Source organism: Fictibacillus macauensis ZFHKF-1 (genome assembly GCF_000269865.1).
GTDB lineage: Bacteria > Bacillota > Bacilli > Bacillales > Fictibacillaceae > Fictibacillus_C > Fictibacillus_C macauensis.
On sequence record NZ_AKKV01000004.1, the window covers coordinates 1 to 14,012 of the forward strand.

The following is a 14,012-nucleotide window of genomic DNA, read 5'->3' on the forward strand; positions in this document are numbered from 1 at the left end:
TTATTTTTGTTGTCCAACTAAGTGTAGCCTATTCAAGAATAAACGAATGGCCCAAAAGGCTGTAGCATCTTTTGAAAAAATGGATCAAAATCTCGGCAATAATTATCAACTATTGAAACCTTAAGGTAGATGATATGATGAATTTTAGAATAGTAGATGTTAAACCTTTTAATGCTGGACTGGAAAAAATTCATAAAAATATACAAGGCATTGAAACGCAGTTTGAAACCTTACATAAAACTATTAGTGGGCTAACCAATTTATCTGACTCTTTAAAAGGACGTACCGGCGAAGGAATCAAACAATATTTTGAAGAAGTTCACCTGATGTTTATTAAATCATTAGGGGTTTTGTTAGTAGATTTTGATGATGCAGTAAAAGACATTCAGGCAGAGCTAAAGGGATTAGAAGAAGATGAAAATGGTTTTTTACACGAAGGCTTTTTAGTGTATGGAATAAAACCAGCATTAAAGAAGACACATGATACAGTATTAGAACTAACAACAGATGTTAACAAGGAAATCAATCGAGTAGATCACATTGTTCAATTACCTACATTAAATCTTGAGTCTGTGTATAAGCAAATTGAAGATAGGGAAAAGAGCATTAAAAAATTAACACATAACATTATCGACTTTGATACAAACGCTAAAAAATCCTTAGAAAATGTTGAGACACAACTTAATCAATTGAGGTCTCTTATAGACAACATGTCCAAAACATATTCTGAGGAAAATGACAACTCAAAATACTTGTTTAATAAAGGGAATACGTTTACATCATTTAACAAAACTCAGTTGAATCAATCAAAAGAGTAGGGAATCTCATCTATAAAACTGGAGAAGGATCCGTTGAAAGTGTTAGCATTAATGGAGATGAATACCACATATACGAAGATGGCACCATACTAAAAATTGTGCGCAAAGGCGATACTCTTTCCGCCGAAGTTGTAACCGAACTTCCTGAAGAAAAAACAGAAGAGCCTGAGGAAGTCGGTTGGTGGGAAAAAACCAAAATGGTTGTTAGTGAGTTAACTGGATATTCAGATGCAAAGGCACTTTATACTGGAGTAGATGAGTCAGGAGAGAAACTTTCGGGATGGGATAAAGTAGTGAAATCGGCAAGTCTACTTCCTGTGGGAAGAATCTTTAAAGTGGGTAAAGTTACCTATAAATTAGTCAAAGGAAGTAAAGTTGCTTCTAAGATAACTAAAGGGAGAAGAGTTTCTAAGAGTACGGGTAATGCCCCAGTACCTACAAAACCAGGTGGTGGTAGTAATACTGACGACTTTGTTAATCTTCATTCTAGAAAACATATGTATGACTCAAGTAGTACATCCACTCCTAATAGATCACAATATGGTAAAGATGTAGATGTAGGCAAGTTAAGGAACGAAACAACGACTAATCCTGATAAAGCTTATTCCAATTGGCCAAATCCAAATAATCCAAATCCGAATAAAATCACTAAGTATTATAAAGAATTTGACGGAAATATCAGTACACCTGATACACCGACTGGAAGTCATAGGGTATTTGACAACCTAGATAATATTGATAAAAGTTCACATTTCCCTTATGTTTCAAGAAAAAAATAATAAGTAGGTGAGGTACTTGAGTAATTTATTGTATCATGCATATTTGCCGAAAAATCACAAAGAACATGTTTCGCTGGAAGAAGTTATGAGTGGAGGCATTCACTATGCGACTAAATCAAATAATATATATACGAAGGGAGGTAACATTCAATTTGAGGTTACAGAATTGTTAAGGCCTTCCAATACACCTGATTGGCTTAACTTTAGACAAGCAATAGGTGTTGAGTTAACCAATAGTTTTTCCAAATCTTTTTATTTTCCTATATTTACAGATAAAATCCGAGTATTTAATCTCGATATTACCTATTCAATCTATGATCAAGCATTCTATGAGGATTTTAAAGACTTTGATGAGGAAGCTTTAAATTTTGATACTGGAGAAACTATTGAATATTGGATTAAACTATACTGGAAAAGTATGATGACACTTGAAGACTATTTGATAAAGAAGCCCTATTCAAAGCCAGAAGTGTTAATTTTTGAATCTGTACCCAAAGAAATTATTCAAGTATGTGAAGAATAGACTTGTAAACCTTGATTGGCTATTAGACTGACCTAGTCATATGGGACAGTAATAAAACACCCTCATTAGGCTGCTTTTCGCCCAAATTTCATTGGCAAATAGTAGCCTAATTTTTCTTGTATTCTTTCCTCATTATAATACCTAATGTACTCTTCAACATGCTCAATAACAGCCTGTAGCGATAATGAATTGAATTTTACGTATTGGAATTGTTCGGATTTTAAATGAGAGTGAAACGATTCAATAACGGCATGATCCCAACAGTTCCCTCTTCTCGACATACTGCTAACCACATGATGTTCTTTCATAAAATCCTAAAAACGCATAGGACGTATAGACGCTACCTTGATCAGAATGTAAAATGACGCCTTCTGTATTTTCTCTAGCAGCTAATGCCTCCTTTAACGTATCCAACACTAAGGATGTTTGTTGATGACGATAAACTTTATACGCCACATTTTGGTTGTTGTACAAGTCCATAATCGTTGATAAATAAAGGGTTGCCGAACCATATTGAAGATACGTGATATCCGTTACCCACTTTTCATTTGGTGCACTGGCGCTGAAGTTACGCGCCAAAAGGTTCGGGGCAATTACGATGGACTCCCCTTGAGATTTCCATCGCTTTTTTGTCTTTACTCTGCACTGAAGATGATGTTTTTGCATAATACGTTGCACTGTATTTCGATTCAACTTCAGCTGGTACTCACGCCACAATAGCGCCTTAATTTTCCGATGACCATAGCGATATTTCGTCTCTTTACACAAGGAAATAATCGCCTTTTCTTCTATTGTTACGCATTGATGAGGAGAATCTACGTGACAAAAAAAGTACGCCGAACGTTTACCACAGAATTTAAGCAACAGATCGTGCAGTTATACCAAAATGGAAAGTCTCGAAAAGACCTTATCCGTGAATATGAATTAACCCCTTCTTCTCATATCGGTTTTACCGCATATAATGTAGATGTTTTTCACCGTTGTATAATCATATTTCATAGGTTCTTCAACTCCCGCATCACCGTTTGAATAATGGATTCGTTAATACCACTGTAAAACGAGATAGTGGCATGTGCTGTTTGAATAGAACAAATACTTGTGGACGGAGTAGTAAGGGATAAGGGAGATTGTGTTGTTTCCATTTCAGGATGTAATGTCACAGGGACAATGGTTAATTTTTGATTGGACATAAATAAGCACCACCTTCATTTGATACACGTATCGTAGCAGGTGGTGCCAACTATTTATTTGCGTTATTTGAATGCGGGCTTACTATTGGAGGACATGCTTTACAAAAGCATACAGGTAGAAATCCTGACATTTGGGGGAAAGTTAAAGGTGGTCCCAATCAAATAAATTAGACAGCATTAAAACATCTTAAGGAAATAATTGGTGGTACTGGATGGATAATTTATAAAAATTAAGAATCCTAAGGGAATAGAATTTTTAGAGAAAAAGCTTCCAGATGGAAGGGGGGTACGATTAAACCTTGATGGAACTTTCAAAGGGTTTATTGACCAATAATAAAGGAGGGCTTTTAGTGGAAAATATAGAAATTATATTATCGGAATTTAATAAGAACTTAATTAACCAATTCTTTTACGATGAACTTAAAATATCTAAATTTAAACTCAAATCATCACATTTTTTTGATAGTCTTTCTGAAAAAGATTTGTATTTTTCTCAAGTTGAAAATATAGAAAAAATTTTAACTCCAAAAGGAACAGGGAATATACTTCTTGAGGAATTTCAGTTAGGGATTTCATTAAAAGACGTACTAATCGTTTTATCGTTTGATGAACAAGATGGTGATATAGTTTTAAACTTTCCAGAAAGTGAACTATTTAAGTATGAGAGGAATAATAATCAAACAAGATGGAAAAAGTTAGTTCGTTTTCTTGTTAGTTTGAGAGAAAAATACGATATTCCAAAGATTGTGATTGGTTACGAACCTGCAACTGATGAAGATACTTTGTTGATAGAGATTGATAATGAAGTAACTTTTTACGATACCGAAATTGAAAAATTTATAAAGAATGATGAATAAATTTGGTGTGATTCAGGCGTGTTGATTAACCATAATTATACAGTGCTTAAAGGAGTAGAAGGACTTGATGCCCATCATGCAGGAAAGAAGGCAGCAATGAAGAAATTAGTAGATAATTATGATTTAAATACTGCACCTGCAATTAATGTTCCAAAGGTGGGGCACACCAAAAAAGGAACTAATGGAATAGTTTCAAGAAGTACAAAAGGAATAGATAATCCTAGACAGTTATTAGCAAGAGATATTAGGGAACTTAGAAGAGTCTATGATGACATGCCGAATTCTGCTTTAAAAGAACTTATTGAATTAAACAAAAAAATGTATCCAGAAATGAGGAAATAAAATGAATGATATTTTTGTTAAATCACTTTATGAGTCTATCGTTAAAGAGAACCTTCAACTATACAAAGACTTGTATGAAACAACGAATGTTACTTCTAAAACAGATGATTATTGGAAAAAAGCTATTGGTTTTTACGATAGTTTAACAGACGAAAATAAAGATACATTAATGAAGATAATTGAACAAACTATGATTGATACTATTTCAAACATGCTAGGAGTAATTGATGGAAGTTCGACTTTAAAAGATTGTTCGTTAGAACCTAAATTACTGCTCGATTCTATTGATACGGAAGGAGAACTGCAAGATTCGTTTTTAGAATTCATAGAAGAAAGAGATAGTAACAGCTAATTGAATTTTTTATTACAGAGGTCTTCATAAAGAGCACCGTTAAAATATATAAATAGTTTAAATGAATTCGATTACCTTGATTGGCTAAGTGCCTTTCAAGGTTTTTACTTTAATTGAAATAAATCAGCTGATATTGAGTGATACAAAAAGTAATGATTTGTTTGAAAATCGAGAGCTTATGAAGGATGGACCGTTTCAGCACTCATAGGATGAGGTGTGTTCTATATCTGTTCATTTGTCAATGAACGAATGAAATCAGATAGTTAACCAAGATGAGCAACTGTTGATTGGGTATTTGTGTGTGGGAATTCGAGTTATAAAACCCAACTATACCCATTGTATTGTGATATAATACGTGGGCAAATTTCATTTTTTTGAGGGAATACTTATATTTGTACATATTTGTGTTGACATTTACAGATTGAGGTGAGAAGAATGGCTGTGGGATTTAAGGTGAAGCATTATTGGTATCAAGTAGGGCATGGCGATTTCTTACACTCTTTTTTCTCTACAATAAGTTATCATTTAGAGCAAAATGGATGGGGAACTGAGTATCCGTTCATATTAAATGAACTATACAACGGAAAACTTAATTATAAGAACATTGATCGTGCTATAACTGAATTAGAATTAATTAAAAAAAAGCTTCAGAAATATAACCCATCACAAGTAATATGGGATATTGAAGACTTATCTAAAAGACCACCTTGGGGTAATAATATTAGCAAAGATATTAGCAACTTATCTGATTACTTTATAACAAGTGAGGGAGAGGACCTAATAGATACGTTAATGAAGGCATTTAAGAAAGGATTAAAAACGAATTCAGACGTTTTTATAGAAACATTGTAAAAAAATACGATCAGAAAGGGTAATTATGGAATGAAAACGACATTGTGTGTTGTTCAATAGAGAACAGGTACATTTAGATTTGGTGTGATCCAACGAAAAAAATTGATAGCCCATGAATAGGCTACAATTTGTTGAACAACAAAAATAAAGGCTAGTAGAATAACAGATAACAACTGAGGAGCAAATCTACAATGTCTCATCCATACGACATCCTTAAAATCTGATCTCCAGAGCACAGACATTTGAAGCTGTCCCACACCCCAAGAAAAAGCGCGCCCCTCAAGGACGCGCTTTTTTTCCTATCATTTACCCTTTTAGTGAGTTCGTTTGTTCACTTTGTTTGCTGCGGTTGCCGAATAGGAAGTAAGACAGGATGACGGCAGCGGTTAGGAGGATGGTTAAGTAGAGTTGAGATTTCATGGAATCAATAAAGGCCATGGAAATGAGAATGACTGCTATGGCGAAAATGACAAAGTAGGAGAGTCCTGGGAATAACCACATTTTTAATGTGAGTGTTTCCTTCGCTGCTGTTGCGCGACGTCGTAAAATGATGTGTGAAACAACGATCGCTAAGTAGACGAGTAGGGCAATGGCTCCTGAAGCATTGACGAGAAATTGAAAGACTTTGTCAGGTGAAATAAAGTTAAAGATGGCGGCGATAAAGGCGACGACGGTACCTGCCCATACAGCGCGTACGGGAACGCCATTTTTGCTTAGTTTTAAAAAGGCTTTTGGTGCATCTCCGCGTTGTGCAAGTGAGTAAATCATGCGTGAATTCGTATAGAGAGCGGAGTTTAGGCAGGAAAGCACGGATGTTAAGACGACGGCATTCATAATGGTTCCGGCACCAGGAATGCCAATCATATCAAGCAGTGTAACGTACGGACTTTTGAGTGCCGTTGTGGAATCCCACGGTAAAAGGGTAACGAGAATGGCAACAGAGCCGATGTAAAACAGTAATATGCGCCAGACGACACTTTTAATGGCGATGGAAATCGTTTTCTGTGGATTTTCTGATTCACCGGCGGCAATGGCAGCAATTTCTGCGCCAAAATATGAAAAGATGACGGTGGCGACACCTAGGAAAATAGAGCTTGGACCTTTCGGAATAAAGCCGCCATGACCGATTAAATTGGATGTGCCGGGCGCTTTAATGCTTGGAAATAGGTGAAGAATAATGGCAATTCCGATGCCCATAAATACGGTAATTGCTACAATTTTTATAAGCGCAAACCAGTACTCGAATTCTGCAAACGACTTTACTGAGAAAATATTCGTAAGGGTAAGCAAGAACGTTAAGACGAGACTCCATATCCAAATGGGAATGCCAGGCACCCATTCATGTAAGATCGCACCGCCAGCAACGGCTTCAATGGCAATAACAATTACCCAGAAAAACCAGTATAGCCAGCCAATCGTGAAGCCGGCCCACGATCCAATGGCTTCTCGAGCATACGTAGCAAAGGAGCCCGAATCGGGGTTGCGCGCAGCCATTTCACCGAGCATCCTCATTAAAAAGACAACGAGCAGTCCTGCAAAAGCGTAGGAAACGACGGCTGCGGGTCCAGTACTACGCACGACCGCGCCGGCGCCGACAAAGAGTCCAGCACCGATAATGCCTCCTAAAGAAATCATCGTAATATGACGTGTTTTTAACTGTTTTTGCAAGCCTTGTTTGTTTTCCATGATGTCACTCCTTCATTCGATATGTAAGGAGCGCTCTCGCGTGATGCAAGAGCGCCCAATCAAGAGCTTACAATCCTATCGAAATGTATTTAATTTCTAGGTATTCTTCAATGCCAAAATGACCGCCTTCACGACCGAGGCCACTTTCTTTCATGCCGCCAAACGGTGCTTGAGCCACAGAAGGAAGACCATCGTTAATGCCAACGATGCCATATTCTAGCGCTTCGCTAACAGAGATCGCTTGTCGTAAGTTTTCTGTATACACGTAAGCGGCTAAGCCGAACGGTGTATCGTTAGCGCGCTGTATCACTTCTTCGGTGCTTGTAAACGTAGCGATGGGTGCAAGCGGACCGAACGTTTCTTCGCGCATACAGAGCATGTGATCGTGAGCGTTTGTGATGACGGTTGGCGTCATAAAGAGCGAGTGAGGCGCTACCTCACCGCCATAGACGACCGTTCCACCGTGTGCTTTGGCATCATCGATATGTGCTTGCACTTTAGCAACGGCGGCATCATCAATAAGCGGTCCGATATCGGTTGCGTCTTGTAGGCCATCGCCAACGGTAAGCTTTGCGACAGCATCAACAAATGCGGTTGTAAAGGCTTCGGCAATGTCTTCATGAACGTAGACGCGATTGGTACATACGCACGTTTGCCCGGCATTGCGGTATTTGGAAGCGACTAGGCCTTGGACAGCAGCCTCGATATTGGCATCAGCTAACACGATAAAAGGCGCGTGGCCGCCAAGCTCAAGTGAGACTTTTTTGACGGTATCGGCAGCTTGCTTCATAAGCAATTTACCGACAGCCGTTGAGCCTGTAAATGAAATTTTGCGCACGCGGCGATCGTTCATCCAGGCGGATGCAATGGCTGGTGCGTCACCGGTGACGACTTGTAATACGTCGCTTGGAATGCCCGCTTCAACGGCAAGCTCCGCGAGACGGAGCGCAGTGAGCGGCGTTTGTTCAGCAGGTTTGACGATTGCTGTACAACCAGCAGCAAGTGCCGGCGCAACTTTGCGTGTAATCATAGCGGCTGGAAAGTTCCAAGGTGTAATGGCTGCCATAACACCGACCGGTTGTTTTTGAACAAGAATGCGCTTATTAGGGTGACTTGCTGGAATCGTTTGCCCGTAAATGCGCTTTCCTTCCTCAGCGTACCAAGCGATAAAGCTCGCAGCATATTGAAGTTCACCGGCAGCTTCTTTTAATGGCTTTCCTTGTTCTTTCGTCATGAGCGTTGATAGCGCTGTGAGGTTTTCAAGAATAAGATGATGCCAGTTCATGAGCAGTGTGCTCCGTTCTTGCGCGGTGCGCTGCGACCAACTTGTGAAGGCCGCATGGGCGCGATCGACGGCTTCGATGGCTTCTTTACTGCCGCTATTTGGAACGGTTGCGACGAGTTCATGTGTGCTAGGATTAACGACTTCGATGAGTGTGGTCATGCTTTTGCCTCTTTTCTTAAACGGAAGTAATCGCGTGTTCTACGGCTTCAATACTGTCATGTAAAAGGGTAATAAGCTCTTGAATTTCTTGTTCATTAATAATAAGCGGTGGCGCAAAAACGAGTGTATCTTGCTGATCAAATACGACTGAACGCATAATCAGTCCGCGCTTATGTGCTTCAGCGATAACTTTTGGCGCAATCGGTTCTTCAAAACGCTCATTCGTAGCTTTATTTTTCACAAGCTCAACCGCACCGATCAAACCAAGGGCGCGTACGTCGCCAACAATGCTGCGTTTCTTTTGAATATCTTTAAAGCCGCTAAGCAAAACATCGCCCATGTTGCGCGCATTATTAATTAAGCCTTCACGCTCAATGATTTCTAAGTTTTTTAACGCCACGGCACACGCCATTGGATGACCGCTATACGTATAGCCGTGTAGCAAGGTTCCTTTTGATAGCTCCATAAGATCGTTATGAATCGTTTCTGAAATCATAACGCCACCAAGCTGTGCATACCCGCTCGTAATTCCTTTGGCAAAGCACATCATATCAGGAACAACATCATAATGATCGATGCCAAAATACGTACCGGTGCGACCGAACGCTGTAATGACTTCATCGGTAATGAATAAAATGCCAAACTCATCACAAAGACGTCGAACTTCTTTAAAATAGGTAGCGGGTGGAATGTGCACACCGCCTGCACCTTGTACTGGCTCTGCGATAAACGCCGCTACATTTTCTGGGCCTTCTTCTAGAATTTTTTCTCTTAGCGCATCTGTTGAAAAGTGATCCACATAACAAAAATCAGGAGCGAGTGAATTTGTAAAATCACGAAACGGTTTAAGTCCCGTTGCACTCGTTGCGCCCATAGCTACGCCGTGATATGAACGTGAACGTGAAATGATTTTTTTACGAGCAGGTTGCCCTTTTAAAATCCAATAGTGACGCGCTAATTTATACGCCGTGTCATTAGATTCTGAACCGCCAGACGTAAAGAAAGTAGCGGTTAAGTTCCCAGGAGCGATTTCAGCAAGCTTTGCTGCTAGCTTAATAGCCGGTTCGTTACTAAAGGACGCAAAGGACGAGCAGTAGCCGAGCGTTTTCATTTGCTCATATGCCACTTGCGCAATTTCTTCGCGACCGTGACCGATATTGACATTCCATAAAGAAGCAAGACCATCAAGCGCACTGCGTCCTTTCAAATCATACAGACGTACACCTTCACCTTTTGTAAAAATAAATTCTGGACCGCTTGCTTGTTGCTGCGCAATAGCTGTTGTTGGATGGAGAAAGTGCTTTTTATCTAAAGCTGCTAATTGTTCATAGCGTTGTTCATTTGTCATTGTAATCATCCTTTACTGTAAATTCTGAAAAATAAAAGCGTTTACATAATCTATTGCAAAAGTTGTGCCAACACGCAAAATGCTGTTGTAACAACGATTTGTGTTTTTTCTAATTCAAAAATGAATTAAAAGACAGTGTTTTAATTCATTTTTGAAGTATGCCTAAATAGGCAATCCACGGACCAACATCGCTCTTATAATGCGTCGCAAATACGCGCACTATTTGTGCGATATGCGTTAAATCATGAACAGTCCACGTGGCAATGAGCTCACGCGCTTTGACCGTACCAAAGGCAGGATGCTGCCCCGTTTGCTCTAACGCGTCTGGCGTCGCAAGCACCTGAAGTGTTTGCAGCGATTGTGTGCGCAGTGCTGTGAATTTTTGCAGTTTCTCATCAAGTGTCTCGGTTGTTTGTACGCCTAAGTGCGCCTCGCGATCAAAGGGAGGAAAGAGCTTCTGTTCGCCTTCTGCTAGTAAAAATTCAAGGCGGGGCAGCCAGTTTGTTTGTTCACAAACAATGAGATGATCAAGCACTTCAACGGAATTCCACGTGCCTTCGCCTTCCGTGCTGTGCAACCAGTCAGCAGAAAGTCCTTGCAGCAGGGCTGTTAGTGTTGCTGGTGTTCGTTGTAACAAATCGAGTGAAGAAGATAGGGAAAAGTTCATGATAGGCACCTCGCGTTAATTCATTTTTGAATCAATTTTATATTTTTGTAAGCGACGTATGACCGTCGGTTGGCTCATCCCGAGATAGCGGGCCATTTCATACGTAGACTGACACTGTGTTCGCGCCTGTATGAGCCACTTACGTTCAACGTCGGCAAGCGCCTCTTGTAACGTTGTCGCCGGAACGTGCTGTTCGTTTGAAAGAAACGGGATATGCTCCTGTTGGATTTGCTCGCTTTCCACCGTTACGACTAAGCGTTCGATCATATTTTCTAGCTCGCGTACATTGCCTGGCCACGCGTAGTGAAGGAGCTGTTGCAACGCTAAAGGATGCATGTGCTTGTTCGTATGATAGCGCTCATTAAAAACAGCAAGAAATGCATGTGTGAGCTGCACGATATCATCAGGACGCTCCCGAAGCGGGGGAATAAGCAGCGGTACAACGTGCAAGCGATAGTAGAGATCTTCCCGAAACGTTCCGTCTGCAACCATTTCTTTTAAATCACGATGACTCGCCGTAATCAGGCGAAAATCAACACTGCGGCTTTTCGTCCCACCGACGCGGACGAACGTTTTTTCTTGCAGTACTTTTAGAAGCTTCACTTGAATCGATAGCGGCAATTCACCAATTTCATCTAAAAATAGCGTTCCTTTATTCGCTAACTCTAGCAATCCGACTTTTCCTTTACTATGCGCGCCGGTAAACGCGCCTGGTTCATAGCCAAATAGCTCTGACTCTACTAAGCTCTCAGGGATTGCGCCGCAATTCACTTCAATAAGCGGCCCGTCACGGCGCGTACTATGGTGATGAATCGCTCGCGCAAAAATCGATTTGCCTACGCCTGATTCACCTTGCAAGACGACCGTTGCCGAACTGCCCGCCACTTTGCGAATGAGCGTCCACACGTCTTGCATCGCTTTACTTTTAATAACGACTCCGTGTGGCAGGCCATGCTGATCGCGCAGCTGCTCAATTTCACTTTCATAGTGCATCATCTTCTGTTGCATCGCTTCATACTTTTCTTTAAGCTGCTGAATTTCCGTCATATCATGCGAAAAGCTAATGACGCGAATGACATTGTGGTGCTCATCTAGTAACGGCACCCCTCGCGTCATCATCGTTTTTCCCGTTGCTGTTTGCTGCATAACGGTAATCGGCTTTTTCTCCTCAATGACGCGCAACGTCACCGACGGATTAAAAATATGCAACGCCTCAAGCTCCTGCACCGACTTGCCAACAAGCTCACTTGACGCAAGACCGTACACTTCCTGACCATTTTTGACCGAGCGCAAAATCACTCCGCGCCCATCCGTCATCATAATATTTTCACCCGACGCATTAATAATGCCTTCAATCTCTCGTTCAAGCAGCTCTCTCATCCTCATCACCTTCACAACATTCAGATTATTTCTTTTAGCATACCATATGGATCCGTGTTAGAAGAGAGCTGTCAGTGGGTATTCATTGTATAAAAATAGAAATGGCGGTGAAGAAGATGGGAGTGTTTTTTGAGAAAAGAGAATATTCAAAGCCTGTTAGACGGTGGCATACCCTCGTTTTAATACTAATGATCGTCCTATTTGTGATCGCTATCTTTTATGACTTTAGCCTACATATTCTAAAATATAGTTATCTACTAGCTGGACTAAGTTCCTTTATAGATGGTATTGAAGGTTATATAAGAAGGAACGAGTGGAAGAGGCGGTTTCTAATTGATTTTGCGTTTACTTTTCTTTGGTTTTTTATGTTTTTTACGCTGAAAATAAATTAGAAAAAACAGCATCACGCGATGACAAGATCCGGATTAACGTCTCGTAGTGCTTGAACAAAAGCTTCTTTGTCTTTTGGAGACACTGTAATGGTTTTATAGTGGCCATATGTTATTCCAACTCTTTGAACGGACAATGCTGGACCTGTAAATGGACTTGTCATGTACTCTGCTTTTTTTATATCCATAATGCTTATTCGAATACGAAACATTCCGTATACAATTACAAGGGTTTCGCCCGAGATTGTATAGCCTGTTCTACACCATATGATGACAAAAACAATGCCAGGTAAGATCAATACGAAGAATAAAAGGATGGAGAATTCCTCGGATACTAGTGGTAAAAAAATCGATATAAAAAGGGGAAAACCATGCAATAAACCCATCCATATATCTCTTTTTGACGAAAAATACATGTGAGCCTCCAATCATTAAACAAGTAAGCTTACCGTAAAAAATAAGAGCTCATCGCCTAGCGAGGCAATCAGCTTCTGCAGTTAGAGTTCTTTTTCTATAACGTGATTAGGAACGACCGCCTTGTAAAGCCGCCACATCGTATAACCAATCCACGTACCTACCGTATTTAAGATTACATCGTCAATATCCGCTGACCGTCCTGTCGGGTAGGCATATTGTGCGATTTCAACAGCTAATGAGAAGAGTAAGCCAGCGATTAGTATAGGTCGCACACGAGAAGGTGCTTGTTTCAAAGAAAGGAAAAAACCAAACGGAACAAATAAGAGCATATTAAAACCTAGGTTACGTATCGGCACACCAGCATCAACCGAATGAAAGAGAATGTCATACATACCAACGAACGGGACGATATTTAATACGCGCGGAATTGCCATGCCACTATACCCGGGAAACAACGTGACTAGTAAAATACCGAGTACGCTTAGTATGAAAAAACTTTGTATTAACAGCTTTTTATTTTCCCACTTTTTCGTTCTTTTTAAGTAAAAAGCAGTAATTGTCATGACGATCATACCGATGATGAACAGTGGAATAACGGATTGAAACGCACGCCACAATTGCTCCATTCTTTTTTCCCTCCTAGTAGTAAAGTCTATGAGAAAATAATACCATATTTTAGTAAAAATAGTGAGTGTTTAATGACATTCAAAACGTCCTCGTGCCGTGCATTTATACGTAGTGATTGAACCTAATATTAGAGTAGGTGCAAGCTCATCAATGATGGCGAAAAGAGTGGAGCGCGCAGGAGCCCCCGAATCGCGCGCAGGAGCACCCGATTCGCGCGCAGACAAGGATAATTCGCGCGCAGATGCATCTGAATCGCGCGCAGGAACATCTGAATCGCGCGCAAACTAGACAAATCGTCTCCAACAACGATAGAGTCTATATAATTGTGTAAAAGCATAAAA

General features: G+C 40.3%; 19 protein-coding genes and 1 pseudogene. 9 read left to right on the top strand and 11 right to left on the bottom strand.

Translation table 11 applies throughout. The annotated features are described in order from the left end of the window. Positions 1–134 precede the first annotated feature (134 nt). The 3 genes from A374_RS00165 (at position 135) to A374_RS00175 (ending at position 2,120) form a co-directional block, all read left to right on the top strand. Positions 135–818, top strand: a complete 684-nt coding sequence (locus A374_RS00165; protein ID WP_083841897.1) for a T7SS effector LXG polymorphic toxin — start codon at positions 135–137, stop codon at positions 816–818. A 98-nt stretch (positions 819–916) separates the two neighbouring features. Further along, a complete protein-coding gene (locus A374_RS00170; RefSeq protein WP_007200143.1) occupies positions 917–1,597 on the top strand; it encodes a pre-toxin TG domain-containing protein in 681 nt (226 codons plus the stop codon). A 16-nt stretch (positions 1,598–1,613) separates the two neighbouring features. After that, positions 1,614–2,120, top strand: coding sequence for a hypothetical protein (locus tag A374_RS00175; protein ID WP_007200144.1), 507 nt, complete (start codon positions 1,614–1,616; stop codon positions 2,118–2,120). 65 nt (positions 2,121–2,185) lie between these two features. Here the strand turns inward: A374_RS00175 and A374_RS19710 are convergent, their stop codons facing one another. Then, on the bottom strand, positions 2,186–2,401 hold the full coding sequence (locus A374_RS19710; protein ID WP_007200145.1) for an integrase core domain-containing protein: 216 nt from the start codon (positions 2,399–2,401) through the stop codon (positions 2,186–2,188). Between the two features lie 4 nt (positions 2,402–2,405). After that, positions 2,406–2,984: an IS3 family transposase gene (locus A374_RS19715; RefSeq protein WP_083841899.1), complete on the bottom strand. Its 579-nt coding sequence runs from the start codon at positions 2,982–2,984 to the stop codon at positions 2,406–2,408. Between A374_RS19715 and A374_RS19720 the strand changes: the two are divergent. Beyond that, positions 2,940–3,059: pseudogene (locus A374_RS19720) on the top strand (transposase); the annotation flags it as partial. The gene A374_RS19715 and the pseudogene A374_RS19720 overlap by 45 nt on opposite strands. 56 nt (positions 3,060–3,115) lie before the next feature. On the opposite strand, the gene A374_RS00185 reads toward A374_RS19720, so the two are convergent. Then, on the bottom strand, positions 3,116–3,310 hold the full coding sequence (locus tag A374_RS00185; RefSeq protein ID WP_007200147.1) for a hypothetical protein: 195 nt from the start codon (positions 3,308–3,310) through the stop codon (positions 3,116–3,118). Between the two features lie 350 nt (positions 3,311–3,660). Here A374_RS00185 and A374_RS00190 point away from each other — a divergent pair, with 350 nt between their 5' ends. The 4 genes from A374_RS00190 to A374_RS00205 all read left to right on the top strand — a co-directional run bounded on the left by A374_RS00190 (position 3,661) and on the right by A374_RS00205 (position 5,713). Next, complete coding sequence (locus A374_RS00190; protein WP_040340206.1) at positions 3,661–4,167, top strand: hypothetical protein; 507 nt, start codon at positions 3,661–3,663, stop codon at positions 4,165–4,167. 18 nt (positions 4,168–4,185) lie between these two features. Then, positions 4,186–4,509 carry a hypothetical protein gene (locus A374_RS00195; protein ID WP_007200149.1) on the top strand — a complete coding sequence of 108 codons (324 nt, stop codon included), beginning with the start codon at positions 4,186–4,188 and terminating at the stop codon, positions 4,507–4,509. Between the two features lies 1 nt (position 4,510). Next, entirely contained in the window at positions 4,511–4,861 is a 351-nt protein-coding gene (locus A374_RS00200) for a hypothetical protein (protein WP_007200150.1), read from the top strand. Between the two features lie 435 nt (positions 4,862–5,296). Next, positions 5,297–5,713 carry an immunity 70 family protein gene (locus A374_RS00205; protein WP_007200151.1) on the top strand — a complete coding sequence of 139 codons (417 nt, stop codon included), beginning with the start codon at positions 5,297–5,299 and terminating at the stop codon, positions 5,711–5,713. A 53-nt stretch (positions 5,714–5,766) separates the two neighbouring features. Here A374_RS00205 and A374_RS20390 read toward each other — a convergent pair whose 3' ends face one another. The 8 genes from A374_RS20390 to A374_RS00245 form a co-directional block, all read right to left on the bottom strand. Beyond that, the gene (locus A374_RS20390; protein ID WP_156793081.1) at positions 5,767–5,913 is read right to left on the bottom strand and encodes a hypothetical protein; all 147 of its coding nucleotides are present in this window, start codon (positions 5,911–5,913) and stop codon (positions 5,767–5,769) included. 106 nt (positions 5,914–6,019) lie between these two features. Continuing rightward, the gene (locus tag A374_RS00210) at positions 6,020–7,399 is read right to left on the bottom strand and encodes an amino acid permease (RefSeq protein ID WP_007200152.1); all 1,380 of its coding nucleotides are present in this window, start codon (positions 7,397–7,399) and stop codon (positions 6,020–6,022) included. A 67-nt stretch (positions 7,400–7,466) separates the two neighbouring features. Further along, entirely contained in the window at positions 7,467–8,843 is a 1,377-nt protein-coding gene (locus tag A374_RS00215; RefSeq protein WP_007200153.1) for an NAD-dependent succinate-semialdehyde dehydrogenase, read from the bottom strand. Between the two features lie 16 nt (positions 8,844–8,859). Further along, positions 8,860–10,191 (bottom strand): aminotransferase family protein, encoded by a 1,332-nt coding sequence (locus A374_RS00220; RefSeq protein WP_007200154.1) that lies wholly within the window; start codon positions 10,189–10,191, stop codon positions 8,860–8,862. Between the two features lie 145 nt (positions 10,192–10,336). Next, a complete protein-coding gene (locus A374_RS00225) occupies positions 10,337–10,858 on the bottom strand; it encodes a DinB family protein (protein WP_007200155.1) in 522 nt (173 codons plus the stop codon). 15 nt (positions 10,859–10,873) lie between these two features. After that, positions 10,874–12,238, bottom strand: coding sequence for a sigma-54 interaction domain-containing protein (locus A374_RS00230; protein ID WP_007200156.1), 1,365 nt, complete (start codon positions 12,236–12,238; stop codon positions 10,874–10,876). Between the two features lie 403 nt (positions 12,239–12,641). Continuing rightward, complete coding sequence (locus tag A374_RS00240; RefSeq protein WP_050979690.1) at positions 12,642–13,013, bottom strand: PH domain-containing protein; 372 nt, start codon at positions 13,011–13,013, stop codon at positions 12,642–12,644. 111 nt (positions 13,014–13,124) lie between these two features. Beyond that, positions 13,125–13,670, bottom strand: a complete 546-nt coding sequence (locus A374_RS00245; protein ID WP_007200159.1) for a VanZ family protein — start codon at positions 13,668–13,670, stop codon at positions 13,125–13,127. 151 nt (positions 13,671–13,821) lie between these two features. On the opposite strand from A374_RS00245, the gene A374_RS20395 reads away from it, so the two are divergent. Continuing rightward, entirely contained in the window at positions 13,822–13,959 is a 138-nt protein-coding gene (locus A374_RS20395; RefSeq protein ID WP_156793083.1) for a hypothetical protein, read from the top strand. Positions 13,960–14,012 lie beyond the last annotated feature (53 nt).

Bases quoted from the DNA above. Each gene is read 5' to 3' on its own strand.
- A374_RS00165 (WP_083841897.1), top strand. From the start codon at position 135: ATGATGAATTTTAGAATAGTAGATGTTAAACCTTTTAATGCTGGACTG.
- A374_RS19710 (WP_007200145.1), bottom strand. From the start codon at position 2,401: ATGTCGAGAAGAGGGAACTGTTGGGATCATGCCGTTATTGAATCGTTT.
- A374_RS00185 (WP_007200147.1), bottom strand. From the start codon at position 3,310: ATGTCCAATCAAAAATTAACCATTGTCCCTGTGACATTACATCCTGAA.
- A374_RS00200 (WP_007200150.1), top strand. From the start codon at position 4,511: ATGAATGATATTTTTGTTAAATCACTTTATGAGTCTATCGTTAAAGAG.
- A374_RS00205 (WP_007200151.1), top strand. From the start codon at position 5,297: ATGGCTGTGGGATTTAAGGTGAAGCATTATTGGTATCAAGTAGGGCAT.
- A374_RS20390 (WP_156793081.1), bottom strand. From the start codon at position 5,913: ATGAGACATTGTAGATTTGCTCCTCAGTTGTTATCTGTTATTCTACTA.
- A374_RS00210 (WP_007200152.1), bottom strand. From the start codon at position 7,399: ATGGAAAACAAACAAGGCTTGCAAAAACAGTTAAAAACACGTCATATT.
- A374_RS00215 (WP_007200153.1), bottom strand. From the start codon at position 8,843: ATGACCACACTCATCGAAGTCGTTAATCCTAGCACACATGAACTCGTC.
- A374_RS00220 (WP_007200154.1), bottom strand. From the start codon at position 10,191: ATGACAAATGAACAACGCTATGAACAATTAGCAGCTTTAGATAAAAAG.
- A374_RS00225 (WP_007200155.1), bottom strand. From the start codon at position 10,858: ATGAACTTTTCCCTATCTTCTTCACTCGATTTGTTACAACGAACACCA.
- A374_RS00230 (WP_007200156.1), bottom strand. From the start codon at position 12,238: ATGAGAGAGCTGCTTGAACGAGAGATTGAAGGCATTATTAATGCGTCG.
- A374_RS00240 (WP_050979690.1), bottom strand. From the start codon at position 13,013: ATGGGTTTATTGCATGGTTTTCCCCTTTTTATATCGATTTTTTTACCA.
- A374_RS00245 (WP_007200159.1), bottom strand. From the start codon at position 13,670: ATGGAGCAATTGTGGCGTGCGTTTCAATCCGTTATTCCACTGTTCATC.
- A374_RS20395 (WP_156793083.1), top strand. From the start codon at position 13,822: ATGATGGCGAAAAGAGTGGAGCGCGCAGGAGCCCCCGAATCGCGCGCA.